This is a genomic window from Streptococcus parasanguinis (assembly GCF_901875555.1).
Taxonomy (GTDB): Bacteria; Bacillota; Bacilli; order Lactobacillales; family Streptococcaceae; genus Streptococcus; species Streptococcus parasanguinis_H.
The window spans coordinates 25,710-47,221 of sequence record NZ_CABFMD010000022.1; the positions used below are offsets into that span (position 1 = coordinate 25,710).

Below are 21,512 nucleotides of genomic sequence, written 5' to 3' on the forward strand. Positions count from 1 at the left end.
ATTTCACGAAAGGAAGCAAGATGAAAATTACGCAAGAAGAGGTAACCCACGTTGCCAATCTTTCAAAATTAAAATTCTCTCCAGAAGAGACAGCTGAGTTTGCGACAACCTTGTCTAAGATTGTTGACATGGTGGAATTGTTGGAAGAAGTGGATACAACGGGTGTTGCTCCAACAACGACCATGGCTGACCGCAAGACTGTATTGCGTCCGGATGTAGCTGAAAAAGGCACTGACCGTGACCGTTTGTTTAAAAATGTACCTGAAAAAGATAATTACTACATCAAGGTACCAGCTATCCTAGAAGATGGAGGAGATGCCTAATGTCATTCAACCATAAAACCATTGAAGAGTTGCACGACCTCCTTGTCTCTAAGGAAATTTCAGCAACCGAATTGACCCAAGCAACGCTTGATGATATCAAGGCGCGTGAAGAAGCCGTCAATGCCTTTGTGACGGTGGCAGAAGAAGCTGCCCTTGCACAAGCCAAGGCCATTGATGAAAAAGGAATCGATGCCGATAACCTCATGTCAGGGATTCCACTCGCTGTCAAAGATAACATCTCAACAGATGGCATCCTGACAACTGCGGCATCAAAAATGCTCTATAACTATGAGCCTATCTTTGATGCGACAGCGGTTGCCAATGCCAAAGCCAAAGATATGATTGTCATCGGGAAGACCAACATGGATGAATTTGCTATGGGTGGATCTGGTGAAACGTCTTACTATGGACCAGCCAAAAATGCTTGGGACCACAGCAAGGTTCCTGGTGGATCATCCAGTGGTTCAGCAGTTTCTGTCGCTTCAGGGCAAGTCCGCTTGTCTCTTGGTTCAGATACAGGTGGTTCTATCCGCCAACCAGCAGCCTTTAACGGGATTGTTGGTCTTAAGCCAACCTATGGAACAGTTTCTCGTTTCGGTCTTATTGCTTTTGGTAGCTCACTCGACCAAATTGGACCGTTCGCACCAACCGTTAAGGAAAATGCCCTCTTACTTAATGTCATTGCCAGCGAAGATGCCAAAGATTCAACTTCTGCACCAGTGCGCGTAGCAGACTTTACTTCTAAGATTGGTCAAGACATTAAAGGCATGAAGATTGCCCTTCCGAAGGAATACCTCGGCGAAGGGATTGACCCAGAAGTTAAAGAAACCATTCTTAATGCGGCCAAACATTTTGAAAAATTGGGAGCAACTGTCGAAGAAGTCAGCCTCCCTCATTCTAAATACGGGGTTGCTGTATACTACATCATTGCTTCATCTGAAGCCTCTTCAAACTTGCAACGTTTCGACGGGATTCGCTATGGTTTCCGTGCGGAAGATGCCAAGAACTTGGATGACATCTATGTGAACACTCGTAGTCAAGGATTTGGTGATGAAGTCAAACGCCGGATCATGCTGGGAACCTTCAGTTTGTCTTCTGGTTATTACGATGCTTACTACAAGAAAGCCGGCCAAGTCCGTACCCTTATTATCCAAGACTTCGAAAAAGTCTTTGCAGATTACGACCTCATCCTTGGTCCAACAGCTCCAAGCGTGGCCTTTGATTTGGATTCACTCAACCACGATCCTGTTGCCATGTACTTGGCGGACTTGTTGACCATCCCAGTCAACTTGGCAGGTCTTCCGGGGATTTCGATTCCTGCAGGTTTTGCGCAAGGTCTTCCAGTTGGTTTGCAGTTGATTGGTCCTAAGTATTCCGAAGAAACGATCTATCAAGCTGCAGCTGCCTTTGAAGCAACGACAGATTACCATAAGCAACAACCCCTTATTTTCGGAGGTGACAATTAATGAACTTTGAAACAGTCATCGGACTTGAAGTCCACGTTGAATTGAATACAAATTCAAAAATTTTCTCACCAACCTCTGCTCACTTTGGGAACGAGCAAAATGCCAATACCAATGTGATTGACTGGTCCTTCCCAGGAGTCCTTCCTGTCTTGAACAAGGGTGTTGTGGATGCTGGTATTAAAGCTGCTTTGGCCTTGAATATGGATATCCATCAGCACATGCACTTTGACCGTAAGAACTACTTCTACCCTGATAATCCAAAGGCCTACCAAATTTCGCAATTTGATGAGCCTATCGGTTACAATGGGTGGATTGAAGTGCAACTAGAAGACGGCTCAACTAAGAAAATCGGGATTGAACGGGCCCACTTGGAAGAAGATGCTGGTAAGAACACCCACGGAACAGACGGTTTCTCTTATGTAGACCTCAACCGTCAAGGGGTGCCATTGATTGAGATCGTATCTGAAGCAGATATGCGCTCTCCTGAAGAAGCTTACGCCTATTTGACAGCTTTGAAAGAAGTCATCCAATACACAGGCATTTCTGATGTCAAGATGGAAGAAGGATCGATGCGGGTCGATGCCAACATTTCCCTTCGCCCATACGGTCAAGAGGAGTTTGGAACTAAGACGGAGTTGAAAAACTTGAACTCTTTCTCAAACGTGCGCAAAGGTCTTGAATACGAAGTGGAGCGCCAAGCGAAAATATTGCGCTCAGGTGGTGTCATTCGTCAAGAAACACGCCGTTACGATGAAGCCCACAAGAGCACGATCCTTATGCGGGTCAAAGAAGGAGCGGCAGATTACCGTTACTTCCCAGAACCAGACCTTCCCTTGTTTGAAATCTCAGATGAGTGGATCGAGGAAATGCGCACGGAGTTGCCAGAGTTTCCAAAAGACCGTCGTGCTCGCTACGTGGAAGAGATTGGGTTGTCTGACTATGATGCCAACCAATTGACAGCGACGAAAGTCACTTCTGACTTCTTTGAAGCAGCAGTAGCCCTTGGCGGAGATGCCAAACAAGTGTCTAACTGGCTCCAAGGGGAAGTCGCACAATTCTTGAACGCAGAAGGCAAAACGCTGGAAGAAATCCAGTTGACACCAGAAAACTTGGTCGAAATGATTGCCATCATCGAAGATGGCACCATCTCTTCTAAGATTGCCAAGAAAGTCTTCGTTCATTTGGCGAAAAACGGTGGCGGTGCGCGTGAATACGTCGAAAAAGCCGGATTGGTACAGATTTCAGACCCTGAAATCTTGATTCCAATCATCCACCAAGTCTTCGCAGATAATGAAGCAGCCGTAGCCGACTTCAAGTCAGGAAAACGGAATGCGGACAAGGCCTTCACAGGCTTCCTCATGAAAGCAACTAAAGGCCAAGCCAACCCACAAGTAGCCCTCAAGTTACTTGCCCAAGAATTGGCGAAGTTGAAAGAAGAGTAATAGAGAAAAAACCAGCCGAGAGGTTGGTTTTTACTATCCATAAAATTGTGTTAGAATAGGAAAGACGATTACATGTCAACAGGTATTAGGAGGAATTACATGAATAAATTTTTAAGAGTTTTATTTATCCTGGTCATTATCGCTATGTCTGGAGCGATTATCTTCCAACTATTCTTTCCATCCTATATGGGAAGTCATTCGGGATATGGTATTTCTGTCGGTTGGCAGCGGGAGATTGGGATTTGGAATATGGCAGTTCTTGTGATCCTGATTGCTGTCAATCTTAAATACGATTGGTTTTATCTTCGGACGGTGCTATTGGCCTTAATTATTGGTGGGCTCGGGATTGGGACCAATCATCTCTTCAATTATTTTCACTATCATCTGCCTGTCAATGGGATTGGTGCGCTTGAAAATTATCTCCTCGTCCTTGGTTGGATTGTGGGTTGGAGAATAGAGACTTCACGAATCAAGAAGAAATAAGACCAGCTGGAGGGCTGGCTTTTTAGTTCAATTTTTCCTTGACAAAGTTTGTGAAAAGGCTTACAATGGGTGTGTTGAGTTTCCTGAAAAGGAAAATGCAAATCATGGAAATATAAAGGAGATATTCACATGGCTACTATGAAAGCAGCTCGCTGGCATGCAGCAAAAGACGTTCGTATCGAAGAAGTGGAAGTACCTGAAGTACAACCACATCAGGTAAAGGTGGCAGTTAAGTTCACAGGGATTTGTGGGACAGACTTGCATGAATATTTGGACGGCCCAATCTTCATTCCAACAGAAGAGCATGTGTATTCTGGCCAAAAAGCACCAGTTACTTTGGGCCATGAATTCTCTGGTGAAATTGTAGAAGTCGGAAGTGATGTGACTCGCGTCAAAGTTGGCGATCGTGTGACCATCGAACCAATTCTTGCAGAGCACAATTTGATTGGTGATTATAACCTTGATCCAAACTTGAACTTTGTCGGCCTTGCTGCAGATGGTGGTTTTGCCAAATATTGTGTCCTTGACGGTGACCTTGTCCATGTGATTCCAGATAGCTTGAGCTATGAACAAGCTGCGCTTACAGAACCTGCAGCTGTTGCTGTTTATGCCGTTCGTCAATCTGCATTGAAAACTGGGGATACAGCCGTTATCTTTGGCTTGGGTCCAATCGGTCTTTTGATTGTTGAAGCCCTTCGTGCAGCAGGAGCATCAAAAATCTATGCGGTTGAATTATCTCCTGAACGCCAAGCGAAAGCGGAAGAATTGGGAGCAATCGTTGTTCGCCCAGAAGAAGGAGAAACAATCGTCGAAGCCATCCATCGTTTAACAGGTGGTGGAGCAGATGTTTCTTATGAAGTTACTGGAGTTCCAGTTGTTTTAGGTCAAGCCTTGGCAGCTGTTCATAAAGCTGGGGAATGTATGGTCGTATCTATCTGGGAACGTGAAGCTAGCATCAATCCAAATGAATTCGCTATCCAAGAAAAATCTCTCAAAGGAATTATTGCCTACCGCCATATCTTCCCTAAAGTGTTGGAATTGATGGAACAAGGTTATTTCTCTGCTGAGAAATTGGTTACTAAGAAAATTAAATTGGAAAATATCGTTGAAGAAGGATTTGTTGAATTAACACAAGATAAATCCCAAATCAAGATCTTGGTTCAACCTGAATAAGCGAATAAATTTATATAAAATAAAGCAAGGCTGAAACGTTTCGTTTCGGCCTTTTGTGATACAATAAAAGTAAGGAACAGATTTGGGAGGGGACGATGACAAAGACGATGAAAGGGACGCTCATGACCTTGATTGCGGGAATTGCTTGGGGACTATCCGGAGTTAGCGGGCAATATTTAATGGTTCATGGATTTTCGGCTATTGAGTTAACAAATCTCCGTTTGCTTTTTTCTGGAATTGTCCTTATTCTTCTTTCCTACGTTGCAGATAAGGAGAAGTTTTTGGCCTTTGTCAAAGATAAATCTTCCTACCTCCCCCTCCTTATTTTTGCCTTTTTAGGATTATTATTGACTCAGCTGACCTATTTAGAGGCGATTGCTGAAACTAATGCTGGGACTGCTACGGTGTTACAGTATCTCTGTCCAGTGGGAATTTTAGCCTATACCTGTATCATGGATAGGGTGGCCCCTACACTAGCAGAAGTGGTTTCGATGCTTCTAGCGATTGGTGGCACATTCTTAATAGCAACCCATGGTCAACTCAATCAATTGGCCATCAATCCCAAAGGTTTGGCTTGGGGAGTGGTGTCAGCCTTTGCATATGCCCTATACATCATTCTACCTTTGAACTTAATTCAAAAATGGGGAAGCATGCTGGTGATTGGAGTTGGGATGGCTATTCCAGGAATCCTAATGCTCCCTTTTAGTGGTCTTCTCTCTTCTTCTGAAAACTACAGACTCGATACCTGGATGGCCCTTTTTGGCTTGGTGGTTATTGGGACGGTTTTTGCCTATACAGCCTTTCTGAAAGGAACCTCTTTGGTAGGAGCCGTTAAAGGAAGCTTGCTGGCGTCCTTTGAGCCTGTTTCGGCAGTTTTCTTTGCCTTTGTCATTATGAAGGAGCATTTTTTTATGGTTGATGTGATTGGAATGGCCATGATCCTCCTTGCGGTCCTCTTGATTTCCCTTAAGGATCTCATGATTCAAAAAGAAAAAGGAATCTTGTAAAACTAAGAACAATTATTTTTCAGTTAAAAGGTTGAGACGAAGGTCTTGACCTTTTTGTGATCCTCACCTTCTGAGGGGGAGTTATCACTATATAGCGTATACATAGCTAGAAAAACATGTTAGAATAGAAAAAACTTATTTTAAGGAGATGAGAATGAAAAATATTTTTAAATGGACCCTATTTGCTGTGGCGACTTTGACTTTAGCGGCTTGTGGGACTGGTGCCCAAAAGACCAATTCGCAGCAAGTAAAGACGGAAAAAGCAGCGAAAAATTCAGCATCTGACGGTCAAGTCGAGGTGAGTTTAAAAGGAGGACAATACATTAAACCACCTGTTCTCAATGACTCAGAAGACGGCACTTATTTAGCCCTTCAATTGGAATTTAAGAATGCTGCCAAAGAATCTATTAATGTGTCAGATTCAGATATCACCATTTACGATGCGGATAATAACAAGGTCAAATTGCAGTCAGGAATTTATGACCAAACGGGAGCCTTCCAATTGCTCAAGAGCGATCAGTTGGCCCAGGGTAAAAAATTAACCGGCTATATCGTCTTTCCAGTCGAAAAAGGCAAAAAATACGAAGTGCAATATGAACGAAAAACGTATAGCTCTGATAAAAAATCCAAGCCTCTAAAATTTGCGGTGGATTCTTCTCAGTATGAGGACAAGGTGGAAGCTTCTACTCTTCTAGCTGATGAATACATCAATCAAGTTTACTTCAGTGGCCAACGAAAGGTCAAAAAGGATGATGCTTTTGTTTTGGGAACTGATTTGAAAAAGGAAGCCAGTGATTTCCGTGCGAAATTTGCGGCTGATTTTACCCGTCAATTGCATGATTACCAATTTCCAGAAGAAGAAGTGACCCAGTTTATTGATGCTTATGAAAAGGAAAATGCAAAGCGTGCTAAATTAACCTATAAGGTCAAACAATATCTCCCGGACAAGGTGGTCATTAGCTTGAATCCTGAGACAGTCAGCATGGAAAAGACGATTTTAAAACACATGCAGACCTTCTATCAGGAGCATCGAAAAGACTACCCAGGGATCATCGAAGCAAACCAGGCTCAAAACAAAGCCTATAGAGAGGAAATGATGGCCTCGCTGAAAGATCGTCCGCTCATTACACCTGATCGCTATGACTTCCAATTGACCTTTGTAAAGAAAGATGGCAAATGGGAAGTAGAAAAAGCTTATAATAGTGATAGCTTTATGGAAAAATTCGAGGGAAATCTTTCTTAATGCGGAAGTTGGCACTCCTAGGACATGAATCTAGGAGTGCTTTTTATGTATAGTTTTAAACTATATCAAAACCCAAGAAACAAGAATTAGACGGAAACACCTATTAGTGATAAAATAATTTTAAGTTTGAAAGGAGATGAAGGCTTGTGTCTTTTTCTTATGAAGAGTTAGCAGAGATTCGCCACTATATCCACCAACACCCAGAATTGTCAGGTCAAGAATACCAGACAACCGCCTTTCTAAAGGAGCGTTTAGAAGAGTTGGGGATTCGTATTTTAGAGAGTGGATTAAAAACTGGTCTGATTGCAGAAATTGGGTCCGGCCAACCGGTGGTGGCACTCCGAGCAGATATCGATGCCCTTCCAATTTTGGAACAAACGAATCTGCCCTACCAAAGTCAACATCCAGGAGTCATGCATGCCTGTGGCCATGATTTTCATCAAACCAGTCTTCTGGGAGCAGCAGCTCTTCTCAAGGAAAAAGAAGACCAGCTTGAAGGGACTGTACGCTTGATCTTTCAACCAGCAGAAGAAATCTCAGAAGGTGCTTCTGACGTTTTAGCAACAGGACTGTTGGAGGATGTTCAAGGAATTATTGGTTTTCATAATATTCCCCAGCTAAAAGCAGGTCAACTTGCCTTAAATGCTGGAGCTATGATGGCAGGGGTCGAGAAATTCAAGGTTTCTGTGACAGGAGTTAGTAGTCATGCTGCAAGACCAGATTTGGGAGTTGACACTGTAACGGCCGTCACTACCATGGTTCAGAACTTACAGTTATTAATTTCACGGACCGTTTCTCCCTTTGAAACAGCTGTTTTGTCCATTACGCATCTAGATGTGGGTTCAACCTGGAATGTACTCCCAAAATCAGGCTATTTTGAAGGAACCATTCGTTCTTTTAATCCGAGTGTGCAAAGAGACTTGAAGGCACATTTTATTTCCATCATTCGACACATTGCAGAGAGTCTGGAAGTAGATGTAGCTTTTGAGTGGGGGGTGACCCCACCCGTTACCTTTAATGATGAGGAATTGATGCAGGTAGTTTGGGAAGCTTCACAAGGTTTGGCTGAAGTGATCCCAGCGAACCCTTCTACAGCTGGAGAAGACTTCGCCTTTTACCAAGAGCGAATTCCTGGAGTCTTTGCCTTTATCGGTTCCAATGGAGAGCCGGATGCACCAGACCTCCATCATGATCACATGACTATTGATGATGCAGCCTTTGAGGTATCGGTTCCTTATTATGTTGAAAATGCGCAAGCTTTATTGCGGTATTTTAAAGCCAAAGAAGTGTGATAAAGAAAAACTATCACCTTCATAAAAAATATATATTAGGCAAGTGAATGCTTTTCTGATAAAATAAAAAAATACTTTTAAAATGGCGTTTTATGTGCCTGAAACCCAAAAGGAGATCCTATGAATCTAAAAAAAGTGATTAAGTATTCTGCTTTAGGATTAGTTGCAGTCCTTGCAACCAGTGCTTTAGTAGCATGTTCATCTGGTAAATCAGCCAGTGGTAAGAAAACCATCGAAGTTGGGACGGTTGGAACAACCAAGCCCTTCTCTTACGAAGAAAAAGACGGCAAGCTAACCGGTTATGAAATCGAAGTGTTGCGTGAAATCTTCAAAGGTTCAGACAAATATGAAGTAAACTTTAACAAAACAGAGTGGTCTTCAGTCTTTGCTGGCTTAGACAGCGACCGCTTCCAAATCGGTGCCAACAACATCAGCTACTCAAAAGAGCGGGAAGAAAAATACCTCTATCCAAATCCATATGCTCGCAATCCATTAGTATTGGTCGTGCCAAAAGATTCTTCTATTAAATCTTTGGATGATATTGGTGGTAAGAAAACAGAAGTTGTTCAAGGAACATCTACTGCTAAACAGTTAGAAGACTACAACAAAAAACATGCGGACAATCCGACAGAATTGAAGTATACGGATGGAACCATTCAAACCATCATGGCTAATCTAGCGGATGGTCGTACCGATTACAAGATCTTCGAACGGATCTCAGTGGATACCATCATTCGTGATCAAGGCTATGACAACTTGAAGGTTATCGAGCTTCCAAGCGACCAACAACCTTATGTGTATCCAATCATTGCAAAAGAAGATAAAGACCTTCAAAAATTTGTCAACAAACGCATCAAGGAACTCTATGACAATGGAACCCTTGAAAAATTGTCTAAGAAATACTTCGGTGGTTCTTACCTACCAGAAGCAAAAGATATTAAAGAATAATATTTAATTAAAGGAGATTTCAAAATGAAATTGAAAAAAATTCTTGGTTTAACAGCTCTTGCCGCTATCGCAACCTTCGCCCTTGCCGCTTGCGGCTCTTCAAAATCATCTAGCAAAGATGGTGAAACAACCGTTAAAGTGGGTGTCATGACTTTGAGCGACACCGAAAAAGCTCGTTGGGACCAAGTTCAAAAGAACTTGGATGATGCTAAAACAGGTATCAAATTGGAATTCACTCAATTTACAGACTACTCACAACCAAACGTGGCTGTAAAAGATGGTAGTGTCGATATCAATGCCTTCCAACACTACAACTTCCTTGATAACTGGAACTCTAAAAACGACAATGCCCTTGTCTCTGTAGGAGATACCTACATCGCACCAATCCGTCTCTACTCTGGTACAGAAAACGGTAAAAACAAATACACTTCAATTAAAGAAATTCCTAAAGGTGGAACCATCGCTGTACCAAATGACCCAACAAATGAAAGCCGTGCCTTGTACGTCTTGCAATCAGCTGGTTTGATTAAATTGGATACTAAAGATGGAAAATTGGCAAACGTGTCAAACATCAAAGAAAATCCAAAAGACTTGAAGATCTCCGAATTGGATGCTTCACAAACACCATCTGCTCTTCCATCAGTAGATGCCGCAGTGATCAACAATACCTTCGTTCGTGAAGCTGGTGTTGACTTCAAGAAAGCCATCTATATTGAAAAGAAAGATAACAACTCAAAACAATGGTACAATTTGATCGCAGCGAAGAAAGATTGGGAAAAATCTGATAAAGCAAAAGCAATCAAGGAAATCGTCAAAGCTTATCACAAAGACAATGTGAAAAAAGTAATTGAAGAGTCTTCAGAAGGTATGGACCAACCAGTCTTCTAAGAAAGAGACTCAAATGTATGAAATGAGGTGGAGAAGCAATTCTCTGCCTCTTATCGCGTATTAGGAGGAAGTCATGCCTGTTGCAACAGAAGCGGAACAAATCCGTAAATTTGAAAATGACGAAGTCGCCCAGCATTATTTTGAGGTTTTGCGGACCCTGATTTCAAAAAAATCTATCTTTGCCCAACAGATTGGGCTCAAGGAAGTGGCCAATTATTTAGGCGAAATCTTCACGGCTGCAGGTGCAAAAGTAGAAGTAGACGATAGCTATACTGCTCCCTTTGTCATTGCCAAGTTCTTCTCCCCAAATCCAGATGCCAAGACCATTATTTTTTATAACCACTATGATACGGTGCCGGCTGATGACGACCAACCCTGGAGTGGGGATCCCTTTACCTTATCGGTTCATTATGGTACCATGTATGGTCGAGGAGTCGATGATGACAAAGGCCACATCACAGCCCGTCTCACAGCCCTTCGAAAATACATTCGTGAAAAGGGAAACTTACCAGTCAATATCACCTTTATCATCGAAGGAGCGGAAGAATCTGCATCAACCGACTTGGATAAATACTTGGCCAAGCACAAGAAACACTTGCGTGGGGCAGACCTCCTAGTATGGGAACAAGGTACTCAAAACAACCAAGGGCAGTTGGAAATTTCTGGTGGTAGCAAGGGAATCGTCACCTTTGATATGGCGGTGAAGAGTGCAGAGGTGGACATCCATTCCAGCTATGGCGGTGTCGTAGACTCGGCTTCTTGGTACTTGTTAAATGCCATTGCAAGCCTCAGAGATGCCCAAGGTCGCATCTTGGTGGAAGGCATTTACGATCAAATACAAGAACCCAATGAACGCGAGCTGGCCTTGATCGAGCAATATGCCAATAAGGGTCCAGCAGACGTGGCTGAAACCTATGGCTTGACCCTTCCGGTCCTACAGGAAGATCGCAAGGAATTCTTACGCCGCTTTTATTTTGAACCAGCTCTGAATATCGAAGGGATCAGCTCTGGCTATCAAGGCCAAGGTGTCAAGACCATTCTTCCAGCAGAAGCGCGTGCTAAGATGGAGATGCGCTTGGTTCCAGGTCTGGATCCCAAAGATGTTCTAGAGAAGATCAAGCAACAATTGAAGAAAAATGGCTACGATCAGGTAGAATTGATCTACACACTTGGGGAAATGAGCTACAGAAGTGATATGAGTGCCCCGTCCATATTAACGGTCATCCGCCTCGCCAAAGAATTCTATCCGGAAGGGATTTCCGTCCTTCCGACAACAGCAGGGACAGGGCCTATGCACACTGTCTTTGAAGCATTGGAAGTACCAATGGCGGCCTTTGGAATCGGCAATGCCAATAGTCATGATCATGGGGGCGATGAAAATGTGAAAATCGCCGATTATTACACCCATATTGAATTGATAAAGGAGTTAATAGCAAGTTATGAGTAAAGCAATGATTCAGCTGGATCACATTGATGTGACCTTCCAGCAAAAGAAACGTCAGATCCAAGCCGTCAAAGATGTGACCATTCATATTAATGAAGGCGATATCTATGGGATTGTAGGGTATTCCGGAGCCGGGAAATCAACCTTGGTTCGGGTGATCAATCTCTTGCAAGTGCCTAGCGCCGGAACCATTACTGTGGATGGAGATGTGATTTATCAAGATCAGGTGACCCTAAAACCAGCTGCCCTAAGAGAGAAACGTCGGGATATCGGGATGATCTTCCAACACTTTAACCTGATGGCTCAAATGACGGTCGCAGAAAATGTGGCCTTTGCTCTTAAACATTCTAAATTAAACAAAGAACAAAAGAATGAGAAAGTGGCTAAATTGTTGGAACTAGTAGGTCTAGAAGACCGTTCTGAAAATTACCCAGCCCAACTGTCTGGTGGACAAAAGCAACGGGTAGCGATTGCGCGTGCCCTGGCAAATGATCCAAAAATCTTGATCTCTGATGAATCAACTTCCGCCTTGGATCCAAAGACGACCAAGCAAATTCTGGCTCTGCTCCAAGAGTTGAATAAAAAACTCGGCTTAACCATTGTCTTGATCACTCACGAGATGCAAATTGTCAAGGATATTGCCAATCGAGTCGCCGTCATGCAAAATGGTGAATTGATCGAAGAGGGCTCTGTTTTAGATATCTTCTCCAATCCGAAAAACACCTTGACCCAAGACTTCATCACAGTTGCAACAGGGATCGATGAAGCCATGGTCAAAATCAACCAACAAGCTATTGTCAAGAACTTACCTGAGGACTCGATTTTAGCGCATCTCAAGTATGCTGGATCTGTGACAGATACCGCCATCATCAATGATATATACAAACAATACCAAGTATCTGCCAATATCTTATTTGGAAATATCGAGATTCTCGACAACACTCCAGTTGGGGAATTGGTGGTCATCTTATCAGGTGAAAATCAAAATCTAGAAACTGCTAAAGCAGAATTAGAAAATGCAGGCGTTGCAGTGACTATTGTGAAAGATGGGAGAAAAGCATGATTGAATTGATTCAAACCTATTTACCAAATGTTTATAAACTAGGCTGGTCTAGCCAATATGGATGGGGAACCGCCATCTACCTGACCCTGTATATGACCGTTATTTCCTTCATTATTGGTGGATTTTTAGGCTTGGTGACCGGACTATTATTGGTCTTGACGCGACCTGGGGGTGTCATCGAAAATAAAATCGTCTTCCAAATTCTGGATAAGATTACTTCCTTGTTCCGTGCCATTCCCTTCATTATCTTGTTGGCCTTTATTAACCCAGTGACCTACTTGCTCTTGAAAAATACCATTGGCCCTACAGCAGCCCTTGTTCCACTTTCCTTAGCGGTCTTTCCATTCTTTGCCCGCCAAGTCCAAGTTGTCTTGTCCGAATTGGATGGAGGCGTGATTGAAGCTGCCCAAGCCAGTGGGGCAACCTTCTGGGATATTGTCGGTGTCTACCTTCGTGAAGGGCTTCCAGATTTGATCCGTGTGACCACCGTGACCATCATTTCCTTAATCGGAGAAACTGCCATGGCGGGTGCCGTTGGTGCAGGAGGATTGGGAACCTTGGCCATCAACTATGGGAAAAATATGTTCAACAACGATGTCATCTTTGTTGCAACTCTGTTGATTCTTATCCTCATCGTTCTGGTTCAATTTTTCGGCGACTTTCTTTCAAAGAAAATCAGCCACCGTTAGGATCAGTGTCCTATGAATAGACTAAATGTGAATCAGATGAAAGAAGTTGGAGCCTTCATTCTCCTCTATTTCCTAGCGATTGGACTGGGTGTTATCCTGAGCAATCTAGTCGATCACCAAGGAAATATGTTTTACGCTCCAGCCTTCTCAGCCCTCATTGGCGGTCCCATTTACCGCTATTACCTGGAAAGAATCAAAGCCATTGGCGCTGTCTTTCTAGTTGGTTGCGTGATCGGATCATTTTTCCTCTTTTCACGTCATGGTGCAGGAGCCTTTGTTCCAGCCTTGATAGCAGGGAGTTTTGCGGAGATGGTCGCATCAAGTGGTCGTTTTCGCTCGAATTTGCGAAATGCCTTCTCTTTTCTTATTTTCGCCTTTGCGACGACAGGGCCCATCCTGATGATGTGGTTTTATCCGACAAATTACCGCATGTCTTTATTGGATCGTGGAAAATCGATAGACTACGTCAATCGGGTGATGGTATCACCTGATCTAGCAACCATCACTTGGTTTGTCTTCACGGTCATACTGGGTGCGGGTATAGGATGGGGGCTATCTACTATCTTACTTCCATTATTGGACAAAAAAGGAGAAAAAGATGCACAATAATTTACTCGTTCTTCAGTCAGACTTTGGTTTGGTGGATGGAGCAGTATCGGCTATGATAGGGGTTGCTTTAGAAGAATCACCAACCCTTAAAATTCACCACTTAACTCATGATATTACCCCCTACAATATCTTTGAAGGGAGTTACCGTCTCTTTCAGACAGTAGATTACTGGCCTGAGGGGACAACCTTTGTTTCGGTCGTTGATCCGGGTGTCGGCTCCAAACGAAAGAGTGTGGTAGCCAAAACGGCCAAGAATCAATATATTGTGACTCCCGATAATGGGACCCTTTCTTTCATCAAGAAACATGTAGGGATTGTTGCCATTCGTGAGATTTCAGAGGTGAAAAACCGCCGGGCCAATACAGAGTTTTCTTATACCTTCCATGGGCGCGATGTCTATGCCTATACAGGAGCTAAGTTGGCAAGTGGTCATATCAGTTTTGAAGAAGTTGGACCAGAACTCAGTGTTGAACATATAGTGGAAATACCAGTGGTGGAGACTGTTATTGGGGACAATCTTGTCAAAGGAGCAGTTGATATCCTAGATGTGCGCTTTGGTTCACTTTGGACTTCGATTACTCGGGAAGAGTTCAATCATTTAGCACCCGAATTTGGGGAGCGTTTTGAAGTGACCATCTATAACAATGACATGCTGGTTTACCAAAACCAAGTGACCTATGGCAAGTCATTCGCCGATGTGCGGATTGGACAGCCAATCCTTTATATCAATTCCCTCTACCGTGTTGGTCTTGCCATCAACCAGGGATCCTTTGCCAAGGCCTATAATGTAGGAGTTGGGGCTTCTTGGCATATCGAAATTAGAAAAATGGAAAATTAATAGGAGATAAAATATGAAACAAAAATCATCATTTTCAATTAAAGATGTTGTAGCTATTGGGGTTGGAGCAGCCCTCTTTGTCGTGATTGCTATGTTGCCAATCCCTGCACCCGCACCGAATACAAGCATTCAGTTGCAATATGCCCTTCAGGCCCTCTTTAGTGTAGTTTTTGGCCCAATTGTTGGATTCTTAATGGGTTTGATTGGTCATGCCATTAAGGACGCAATGGCAGGTGGTCTATGGTGGACTTGGATCATTTCAAGTGGTTTGTTTGGTCTCTTTGTCGGTCTCTTCCGCAAGCAAATCGGTGAACTTAAAGGAGAAGTGACCAAGAAAGAATTGATTCTTTTTAATGTCGTTCAAATCGTATCCAATCTTGTGATTTGGGGCTTGATTGCTCCAGTTGGTGATATCTTAATTTACAAAGAAAGTGCCAATAAAGTCTTCCTACAAGGTCTTGTGGCAGGTTCCTTTAATGCTCTGACAGTGGCCATTGCAGGATCCATTCTTTTGATTGCCTATGCTCGTACCCAAACAAAAGATGGAAGTTTATCTAAAGATTAATCGTAAATAAGAATAAAAAGCCTGGGAAACCAGGCTTTTTTTGGTTATCAAAAATATTTTTTACAAAATGTAAGATATATATTGCAAAATAGAAAATATAGTGTATAATAGAGCTATAAAAACAAGAAAGGAAAAACCTGTGGCAAAAAATCTTAAATTAAAAATGGCTCGGATTGAGCATGATATGACCCAGGGGGATCTTGCATATGCTATCGGGGTGACACGCCAGACCATTGGTTTAATCGAGGCAGGAAAATACAACCCGACCCTTAGCCTTTGTCTGGCCATTTGTAAGACCTTGGATAAGACGCTAGATCAACTGTTCTGGGAGTAACAGTTTTAATAATAGAAAGAGGAAGAATATGAAACAAAAGAAAGAACCAATTGTAAAAGATGAACGGACCATGCTGCTTGATGGAAAAATTGCGGGGGAACTTGTTCTTGGAATGACATTATTTATTGCCCTATCTGCCTTTGTGAAAGCTAGTATTCTGGACTTAGCCCTAGTAGCCTATATTCCAGAGCTCATTTTGTTGATTGTCATGGGAGTTTATGCTTTTGTGAGAAGGATAAGCTTTGGGATCGACATTCGAGATATGTTAGAAAAAGATAGCTGGTTGAGCCGCATTGGGTCAGGTCTAGTCTTTGCTGTGCTGATGATAGCCATGGATGTGATTGGAAAGCGAGAGGCAACGAGCTTTATCTTGAGTTCCAAGTATCTGGTTAAAATTTTATTAGAAATCGTCGTCTTTGCCCTTTTGACTTATCTGTTAGAGAAACCACTTGCTCTTATCAATCGGAAAAAACAAAAGAAGATTGAGTCAGAGTTAGAGGATGAAGAATAAGGAGAAAGTAATGAGATTACAATTGCTGAACAAACAAATCATAGATGAACGAGAAGAAGGGCTGGCCAATAAGGCTGGTGCGGAGACGGCTGGTTTTCTGTTCCTTGCCTTAACTGTTTTTAGTGTGGGATCCATTTTTACGTCTAAGGTGGGGTTAAGTCCAATCATGGTGGTAGCCTTACTCATCATCTCAGGATTGTATTATTCGGTTCGTTGTCAACGATTGGGTGTTAGATTTATCAATTATAGCTATCTAAATGTGATGGGAATTGTAGCAGTAACTCTTGTTCTTTCCTTGTTCATCTGGGCTCAAAATTTTCAATTAAACCAGGTTGTCTATCACTCAAATCCCTTCCATTCAAAGTTCTTGCTGGTGCTTCCGATCACATTTCTCCTGAATCTTCCAATTGTATGGGGAGTCAATACCCTTGTAATGCTTCTTGCAAAAGTTGAGAAAAAACGCTATGAAGCCTATCTAGATCAGTTGGAAAAAGAAGAGTAGGAAGAAAAAACGAATAAGTTCCCTTTCATTGTTAAATCTGGTATAAGTTAGATTTTTCTCTCTCATAGATTTTGAAATCTGTTTTTTTCTAAAAAATGAGCTATAATATAAAAAATTGAATATAAGCAAAATGAGGTTTTGGATGAAAAATTTAGGCTTAGTTTTTAAAACAATGAGAAAATCAAGAAAGCTGTCATTAGCCGAGGCTACAGGGGGACTTTTTTCCATTTCAATGCTATCTAGATTTGAGAATGGCCAAGCAGAAATGTCTGCCGAAAAATTGAGAGAATGCTTAGAAAATATCTACTTGCAAATGGGGGAATTTGAATTTATGGTTTCTGAATTTCAACCCTCTGAGATTGAAGAGTTGCATTGGAAGTTGACAAAATATCGCTCCCCCCTTCAAAAGCAAGTGTTAGAGATGCTACTAGCCGAACAGAAACAGAAATTTTTAACTAGTTCAAAAAAACAGTTTTACAGGTTAAATACAATATGGATTAAAGCAGTATTAGCAGCATCAATTGATGAGTATGAAGTTCCAAAGGAAGATGTTGATTTCTTAACAAATTATTTATTTTCTACTGAAATTTGGGCACGCTATGAATTACTCCTATTCTCAGAAACAGCTCATTTATTTGACAGTCAATTATACCTTTCCTATTGTCAAGAAATGCTAAAACGATCTTCGTTCTTTCGGCATAATAATCTAAATGATAATTTGATTCATACGATGTTAGTAAATGGACTTTTTCATGCAACTAAGGAACACAATTTTTTAGAAAGTACAATATTTGAGTATTTACTTTCAGAACATTTTGCAGACACACGAGATGCATTTATGAGAATAATGGAGAAGATAGCTAGGGGTTATCATCAATTAGAAGAAGGTAATAATAGAGGTAAACAAGAAATTGAACAAGGAATTTTAATATTTGAACAATTGGGATATCTTGAACAAGTTAATTACTTTAAAGAAGTTTTTAAAGACAAGCTATAAGTTTTGCTTATATTCAAAAAAGATGCGAAAGCATCTTTTTTTGATAGTCTAATAATAAAGGGATTAGAAAGGAGATTGCTGATGACTGCATTTGTTGAAACATTACACAAATTGCCGATTCATTTACTTATCAATGCATCGTTTTACCTTTATTGTGAAAAAGTTGACCTAGAGGACTTTTATCCCGTTTGGAGACGATATCTGGAGGTGATCGAATGAATCTTGTGAAAGAAAATCGATTTATTAGATATTCGATGGTCGCAAATTTTTTTAACCAATTCGGTTCCTCCTTATATAATATTGTTTTCATTATCTATGTTGCAACGACCTTTCATTCTAAGTTATATATTAGTGTTGCAAATATGATTATCATGGTGCCCATATTTTTTCAACTTTGGATTGCACAAAAAGCAGATGAGACAGAATTGAAATCCAAATGGATCATTCGTATCGGATGGATTCAAGGTTGTTTCTTCTTCGTAATAGCGTTTCTAACTGGAAAGGTATCACTTTTTGCTTTTTCGATAATTTGTTTTTTAAATATCATATCGGATTGTTTATCTTGTTATCAAAGTAGTCTCTATACTCCAATTTTTAGTCATCAAGTCCATAAAGAGCAATTGCTTGAGGCTTACTCCTTGAATAATATTATAGGTTATATTTGTGTAATTGGAGGTCAAACTACTGGAGTTTGGATATTAAATGCGACGCATCAACAATTTAAAGTAATAGCCATTTTAAATGCGATCAGTTTTATCCTATCCTCTCTTATTTTTTGGTCCATAAAAGATGACTTAAGACACGGACAGGCCTTGAAATCTTCTGAAACTACATTTTTTATGAAAATAAAAGCAAGTTACCAATTGGCGATTCAAACATTTAATGAGAATGAAAAAGTATCCTTTAGATGGATGTTTGTTTGTATTGTTCTCATGAATGTATTGAGTACAGCAATATCCCCGATTTTATTAATTTACTATTTAGATCATTCACTTTTTAGATTTTCTTATGGAGAGAGTATCTTACTATTACAGATTGTTGGTCTAGTATTTGGAATTCTAGGAAATCTTCATCCAGAGGGATACTTTGCTCAAAAATCCTTAGTTTCAATCTTAAAAATGAGTACGGTAGTTCTTGTAGTTACAGGTTTCATTGGAATATTAAATTTACCCTCTATTTTTATTATTCTATTAAGTGGAGGTGATGCCTTCTTAACAGGAAAATTTAATCCAAAATTAAGTGCTTTTTGGGCCAAAAGTATTCCAGAAAATCAATTAGCTCAGGTACGAACGCTTATTTCCACCGTAGTAATGGCGGCAATTCCTTTAGGTACAGTAGTCTTTTCAGCGTTAGCATCCTACTCAGTGAAGCTGAGTTGGTTTGTATTTTTTGGAATATCAATGGGAGTAATGATTTCAATTGTGTCGTATAAAGGCAAAGAAGTTGATTAGGATTCGGTACTTAGCTTTTTTCAGTCAAATTAATTGCATCCCGTATGGAGGCAGAGTATACTAGAATAGTTGAATGAAAAATTCTGATAATTTAATCTTAGAAAAGAGAATCTTATGGCAAAACCTATTCGCGTATTACTCTATTACCTCTATACCCCCATTGAAAATGCTGAACAATTTGCAGCCGACCACTTGGCCTTCTGTAAATCAATCGGTCTGAAAGGCCGTATCCTAGTGGCTGACGAAGGAATCAATGGAACGGTTTCTGGTGACTATGAAACCACTCAAAAATACATGGACTACGTTCACAGCCTTCCAGGGATGGAGGACCTTTGGTTTAAGATTGATGAGGAAGAAGAACAAGCCTTCAAGAAGATGTTCGTCCGCTATAAGAAAGAGATTGTCCACCTTGGTTTGGAAGATGATAACTTTGACAACGACATCAATCCACTTGAAACAACAGGTGCTTACTTGTCGCCAAAAGAATTTAAAGAAGCCCTTTTAGACGAAGATACCGTTGTCCTTGATACTCGTAACGACTACGAGTACGACCTTGGACACTTCCGTGGCGCTATTCGCCCAGATATTCGCAATTTCCGCGAATTGCCACAATGGGTCCGTGATAACAAGGAAAAATTCATGGACAAACGTGTCGTAGTTTACTGTACGGGTGGTGTCCGTTGTGAGAAATTCTCAGGCTGGATGGTCCGTGAAGGCTACAAAGATGTCGGTCAATTGCACGGAGGAATCGCAACTTACGGGAAAGACCCAGAAGTTCAAGGAGAACTGTGGGATGGAAAAATGTACGTCTTTGACGAGCGAATTGCGGTTGATATCAACCATGTTGATCCAAGTGTTGTTGGAAAAGACTGGTTCGATGGGACGCCTTGTGAACGCTATGTCAACTGCGGTAACCCATTCTGTAACCGTCGGATCTTGACCTCAGAAGAGAACGAAGACAAGTACCTCCGTGGTTGCTCACACGAGTGCCGGGTTCACCCACGTAATCGCTATGTAGAAGAACACAACTTGTCACAGGCAGAGGTTGCTGAGCGTTTGGCCCTTATCGGTGAGACGCTTGATGGAACACCTGCATAATAGGAACAAACAGTCTGAAAGCTCAGGCTGTTTTTATATGGAAATTGATTGAAAGTTATGCTATACTTTGAGTAAGCGATTTCACAAAGGAGAAAACAAATGAGTATCGTGTTTTCAATCAAAAATAAAAAGAGCTTATTTGGCTATCAGAAAGTACTCGCAGCACAGGAAGTTCTTAAATTAGTGGAGGGGTTAACAACTTACAACTATGATCCTACCACCCTTCATCGTCCCTTAAATGATTTTGAAAGCTTGAACTGTATCGTGTACAAAAAAAGTGGTCTCCCTCTGCAGTTACGCTATTTTGATGAGGAAGAGTCTTATCAAATTCAGGTGCCCTCTTTTGCGATAGAAGAAGATTGGCAGTTGGCCCTGCGATGGATCAGTCGCTTAGGAGAAGTACTGGGAACCGAAATTGTATCGAGTGAGGGTGAAAACTATACTCCAGATTCTATCTTCCATTTTGATTATGAAGTCGTCATCCTAGAAACGCTGGGGAATTTGACCAAGGAAAAAGATCTAAAAGAGTTTGAAGTACAAGGCTTCGCTCATCCGGTCTATTTGGATCGGGATACAGTGCAGGAAGTCTTGAACCATGTCCATCCCCTAGAAGCCTACTCTGCCTTTATTAAGAAGATTCAATATAGTGCAGCTTATTTCAGTCAAGTCCGTTTTTACCAACAGGAGGAGACAGGAGCCTTCCTAGCCAGCTATAGCTTGACAGAAGATACGGATACGGTCTTGCCACGGGTGACACATGTTCCTGCAGAATATGTAGAAATCGTGGGCTTAGCAGGTGTCATTGATTGGCGGGTGCTATTGGTTGCGATCGATGGAGATCCGGATAAGCCAGAAAATTACCATCCAATTGGTTCTCTTGCTCTGAAGGACTTACTGGAGGCCTTAGAGCCAGATGAATACCAGCTGCTTGATGCTAGTCAAATTGAAATTAAAAAATTGTCCAAAGAACGCTTGCTAGAATTAGCGCAATTGGAAAACAAGTAAAAAATATCGAAGTGAACTGTCCTTCTGACGTTTGATCCGAAAAATCTAACGTCTGGGAGCAGTTCTTTTTTATGTTTCTTCTTTTGAGCAAAAACCATCGAGCAGGCTAATTGTGGTATAATAGAGAACTAGAAGTAGAAT

The 21,512-nt window shown here is 41.5% G+C and carries 23 protein-coding genes; all 23 read left to right on the forward strand.

The window, feature by feature from the left end; all coding sequences use genetic code 11:
• Positions 1 to 20 precede the first annotated feature (20 nt).
• The 23 genes from gatC to JX304_RS05190 all read left to right on the forward strand — a co-directional run bounded on the left by gatC (position 21) and on the right by JX304_RS05190 (position 21,371).
• A complete protein-coding gene (gatC, locus tag JX304_RS05080) occupies positions 21 to 323 on the forward strand; it encodes an Asp-tRNA(Asn)/Glu-tRNA(Gln) amidotransferase subunit GatC (RefSeq protein ID WP_002884769.1) in 303 nt (100 codons plus the stop codon).
• On the forward strand, positions 323 to 1,789 hold the full coding sequence (gene gatA, locus JX304_RS05085) for an Asp-tRNA(Asn)/Glu-tRNA(Gln) amidotransferase subunit GatA (protein ID WP_205011532.1): 1,467 nt from the start codon (positions 323 to 325) through the stop codon (positions 1,787 to 1,789). Before gatC ends, gatA begins: the two co-directional genes overlap by 1 nt.
• A complete protein-coding gene (gatB, locus tag JX304_RS05090; RefSeq protein ID WP_205011533.1) occupies positions 1,789 to 3,231 on the forward strand; it encodes an Asp-tRNA(Asn)/Glu-tRNA(Gln) amidotransferase subunit GatB in 1,443 nt (480 codons plus the stop codon). Before gatA ends, gatB begins: the two co-directional genes overlap by 1 nt.
• Positions 3,232 to 3,330: 99 nt before the next feature.
• Complete coding sequence (locus tag JX304_RS05095; RefSeq protein ID WP_205011534.1) at positions 3,331 to 3,714, forward strand: hypothetical protein; 384 nt, start codon at positions 3,331 to 3,333, stop codon at positions 3,712 to 3,714.
• 129 nt (positions 3,715 to 3,843) lie between these two features.
• Positions 3,844 to 4,887, forward strand: a complete 1,044-nt coding sequence (locus tag JX304_RS05100) for a 2,3-butanediol dehydrogenase (RefSeq protein ID WP_021153756.1) — start codon at positions 3,844 to 3,846, stop codon at positions 4,885 to 4,887.
• A 95-nt stretch (positions 4,888 to 4,982) separates the two neighbouring features.
• On the forward strand, positions 4,983 to 5,894 hold the full coding sequence (locus tag JX304_RS05105) for a DMT family transporter (RefSeq protein ID WP_205011535.1): 912 nt from the start codon (positions 4,983 to 4,985) through the stop codon (positions 5,892 to 5,894).
• Between the two features lie 154 nt (positions 5,895 to 6,048).
• Entirely contained in the window at positions 6,049 to 7,137 is a 1,089-nt protein-coding gene (locus JX304_RS05110) for a DUF4352 domain-containing protein (RefSeq protein WP_239649409.1), read from the forward strand.
• Between the two features lie 146 nt (positions 7,138 to 7,283).
• The gene (locus JX304_RS05115; RefSeq protein ID WP_205011537.1) at positions 7,284 to 8,429 is read left to right on the forward strand and encodes an amidohydrolase; all 1,146 of its coding nucleotides are present in this window, start codon (positions 7,284 to 7,286) and stop codon (positions 8,427 to 8,429) included.
• A gap of 120 nt (positions 8,430 to 8,549) precedes the next feature.
• A complete protein-coding gene (locus JX304_RS05120) occupies positions 8,550 to 9,377 on the forward strand; it encodes an amino acid ABC transporter substrate-binding protein (RefSeq protein ID WP_200772495.1) in 828 nt (275 codons plus the stop codon).
• A gap of 24 nt (positions 9,378 to 9,401) precedes the next feature.
• Positions 9,402 to 10,265 (forward strand): MetQ/NlpA family ABC transporter substrate-binding protein, encoded by an 864-nt coding sequence (locus JX304_RS05125; RefSeq protein ID WP_205011538.1) that lies wholly within the window; start codon positions 9,402 to 9,404, stop codon positions 10,263 to 10,265.
• A 73-nt stretch (positions 10,266 to 10,338) separates the two neighbouring features.
• Entirely contained in the window at positions 10,339 to 11,712 is a 1,374-nt protein-coding gene (locus tag JX304_RS05130) for a M20/M25/M40 family metallo-hydrolase (protein WP_205011539.1), read from the forward strand.
• Entirely contained in the window at positions 11,705 to 12,772 is a 1,068-nt protein-coding gene (locus tag JX304_RS05135) for a methionine ABC transporter ATP-binding protein (protein ID WP_205011540.1), read from the forward strand. The genes JX304_RS05130 and JX304_RS05135 overlap by 8 nt, the downstream gene beginning before the upstream one ends.
• Entirely contained in the window at positions 12,769 to 13,461 is a 693-nt protein-coding gene (locus tag JX304_RS05140; RefSeq protein ID WP_200772499.1) for a methionine ABC transporter permease, read from the forward strand. The genes JX304_RS05135 and JX304_RS05140 overlap by 4 nt, the downstream gene beginning before the upstream one ends.
• Before the next feature lie 12 nt (positions 13,462 to 13,473).
• On the forward strand, positions 13,474 to 14,070 hold the full coding sequence (locus JX304_RS05145) for an MptD family putative ECF transporter S component (protein WP_205011541.1): 597 nt from the start codon (positions 13,474 to 13,476) through the stop codon (positions 14,068 to 14,070).
• The gene (locus JX304_RS05150; RefSeq protein WP_205011542.1) at positions 14,060 to 14,908 is read left to right on the forward strand and encodes an SAM hydrolase/SAM-dependent halogenase family protein; all 849 of its coding nucleotides are present in this window, start codon (positions 14,060 to 14,062) and stop codon (positions 14,906 to 14,908) included. The genes JX304_RS05145 and JX304_RS05150 overlap by 11 nt, the downstream gene beginning before the upstream one ends.
• 13 nt (positions 14,909 to 14,921) lie before the next feature.
• Positions 14,922 to 15,473: an ECF-type riboflavin transporter substrate-binding protein gene (locus JX304_RS05155; protein WP_205011543.1), complete on the forward strand. Its 552-nt coding sequence runs from the start codon at positions 14,922 to 14,924 to the stop codon at positions 15,471 to 15,473.
• 139 nt (positions 15,474 to 15,612) lie between these two features.
• Positions 15,613 to 15,807, forward strand: coding sequence for a helix-turn-helix transcriptional regulator (locus JX304_RS05160; protein ID WP_205011544.1), 195 nt, complete (start codon positions 15,613 to 15,615; stop codon positions 15,805 to 15,807).
• A 28-nt stretch (positions 15,808 to 15,835) separates the two neighbouring features.
• A complete protein-coding gene (locus tag JX304_RS05165; protein WP_205011545.1) occupies positions 15,836 to 16,318 on the forward strand; it encodes a DUF6773 family protein in 483 nt (160 codons plus the stop codon).
• 10 nt (positions 16,319 to 16,328) lie between these two features.
• Complete coding sequence (locus tag JX304_RS05170; RefSeq protein ID WP_205011546.1) at positions 16,329 to 16,820, forward strand: DUF6773 family protein; 492 nt, start codon at positions 16,329 to 16,331, stop codon at positions 16,818 to 16,820.
• 142 nt (positions 16,821 to 16,962) lie between these two features.
• Positions 16,963 to 17,817, forward strand: coding sequence for a helix-turn-helix domain-containing protein (locus JX304_RS05175; protein ID WP_205011547.1), 855 nt, complete (start codon positions 16,963 to 16,965; stop codon positions 17,815 to 17,817).
• Between the two features lie 215 nt (positions 17,818 to 18,032).
• On the forward strand, positions 18,033 to 19,268 hold the full coding sequence (locus tag JX304_RS05180) for a permease (protein WP_205011548.1): 1,236 nt from the start codon (positions 18,033 to 18,035) through the stop codon (positions 19,266 to 19,268).
• Between the two features lie 114 nt (positions 19,269 to 19,382).
• Positions 19,383 to 20,366 (forward strand): rhodanese-related sulfurtransferase, encoded by a 984-nt coding sequence (locus JX304_RS05185; RefSeq protein ID WP_205011549.1) that lies wholly within the window; start codon positions 19,383 to 19,385, stop codon positions 20,364 to 20,366.
• A gap of 99 nt (positions 20,367 to 20,465) precedes the next feature.
• The gene (locus JX304_RS05190) at positions 20,466 to 21,371 is read left to right on the forward strand and encodes a DUF4299 family protein (RefSeq protein ID WP_205011550.1); all 906 of its coding nucleotides are present in this window, start codon (positions 20,466 to 20,468) and stop codon (positions 21,369 to 21,371) included.
• The last annotated feature ends 141 nt before the right edge of the window (positions 21,372 to 21,512 follow it).

Excerpts from the sequence above, each read along its gene's own strand:
- JX304_RS05105 (WP_205011535.1), top strand. The coding sequence starts at position 4,983 with ATGACAAAGACGATGAAAGGGACGCTCATGACCTTGATTGCGGGAATT.
- JX304_RS05185 (WP_205011549.1), top strand. The coding sequence starts at position 19,383 with ATGGCAAAACCTATTCGCGTATTACTCTATTACCTCTATACCCCCATT.
- JX304_RS05135 (WP_205011540.1), top strand. The coding sequence starts at position 11,705 with ATGAGTAAAGCAATGATTCAGCTGGATCACATTGATGTGACCTTCCAG.
- JX304_RS05130 (WP_205011539.1), top strand. The coding sequence starts at position 10,339 with ATGCCTGTTGCAACAGAAGCGGAACAAATCCGTAAATTTGAAAATGAC.
- JX304_RS05175 (WP_205011547.1), top strand. The coding sequence starts at position 16,963 with ATGAAAAATTTAGGCTTAGTTTTTAAAACAATGAGAAAATCAAGAAAG.
- JX304_RS05145 (WP_205011541.1), top strand. The coding sequence starts at position 13,474 with ATGAATAGACTAAATGTGAATCAGATGAAAGAAGTTGGAGCCTTCATT.
- gatC (WP_002884769.1), top strand. The coding sequence starts at position 21 with ATGAAAATTACGCAAGAAGAGGTAACCCACGTTGCCAATCTTTCAAAA.
- JX304_RS05170 (WP_205011546.1), top strand. The coding sequence starts at position 16,329 with ATGAGATTACAATTGCTGAACAAACAAATCATAGATGAACGAGAAGAA.
- JX304_RS05110 (WP_239649409.1), top strand. The coding sequence starts at position 6,049 with ATGAAAAATATTTTTAAATGGACCCTATTTGCTGTGGCGACTTTGACT.
- JX304_RS05190 (WP_205011550.1), top strand. The coding sequence starts at position 20,466 with ATGAGTATCGTGTTTTCAATCAAAAATAAAAAGAGCTTATTTGGCTAT.
- JX304_RS05150 (WP_205011542.1), top strand. The coding sequence starts at position 14,060 with ATGCACAATAATTTACTCGTTCTTCAGTCAGACTTTGGTTTGGTGGAT.
- gatB (WP_205011533.1), top strand. The coding sequence starts at position 1,789 with ATGAACTTTGAAACAGTCATCGGACTTGAAGTCCACGTTGAATTGAAT.
- JX304_RS05140 (WP_200772499.1), top strand. The coding sequence starts at position 12,769 with ATGATTGAATTGATTCAAACCTATTTACCAAATGTTTATAAACTAGGC.
- JX304_RS05095 (WP_205011534.1), top strand. The coding sequence starts at position 3,331 with ATGAATAAATTTTTAAGAGTTTTATTTATCCTGGTCATTATCGCTATG.
- gatA (WP_205011532.1), top strand. The coding sequence starts at position 323 with ATGTCATTCAACCATAAAACCATTGAAGAGTTGCACGACCTCCTTGTC.
- JX304_RS05120 (WP_200772495.1), top strand. The coding sequence starts at position 8,550 with ATGAATCTAAAAAAAGTGATTAAGTATTCTGCTTTAGGATTAGTTGCA.
- JX304_RS05180 (WP_205011548.1), top strand. The coding sequence starts at position 18,033 with ATGAATCTTGTGAAAGAAAATCGATTTATTAGATATTCGATGGTCGCA.
- JX304_RS05100 (WP_021153756.1), top strand. The coding sequence starts at position 3,844 with ATGGCTACTATGAAAGCAGCTCGCTGGCATGCAGCAAAAGACGTTCGT.
- JX304_RS05165 (WP_205011545.1), top strand. The coding sequence starts at position 15,836 with ATGAAACAAAAGAAAGAACCAATTGTAAAAGATGAACGGACCATGCTG.
- JX304_RS05155 (WP_205011543.1), top strand. The coding sequence starts at position 14,922 with ATGAAACAAAAATCATCATTTTCAATTAAAGATGTTGTAGCTATTGGG.
- JX304_RS05125 (WP_205011538.1), top strand. The coding sequence starts at position 9,402 with ATGAAATTGAAAAAAATTCTTGGTTTAACAGCTCTTGCCGCTATCGCA.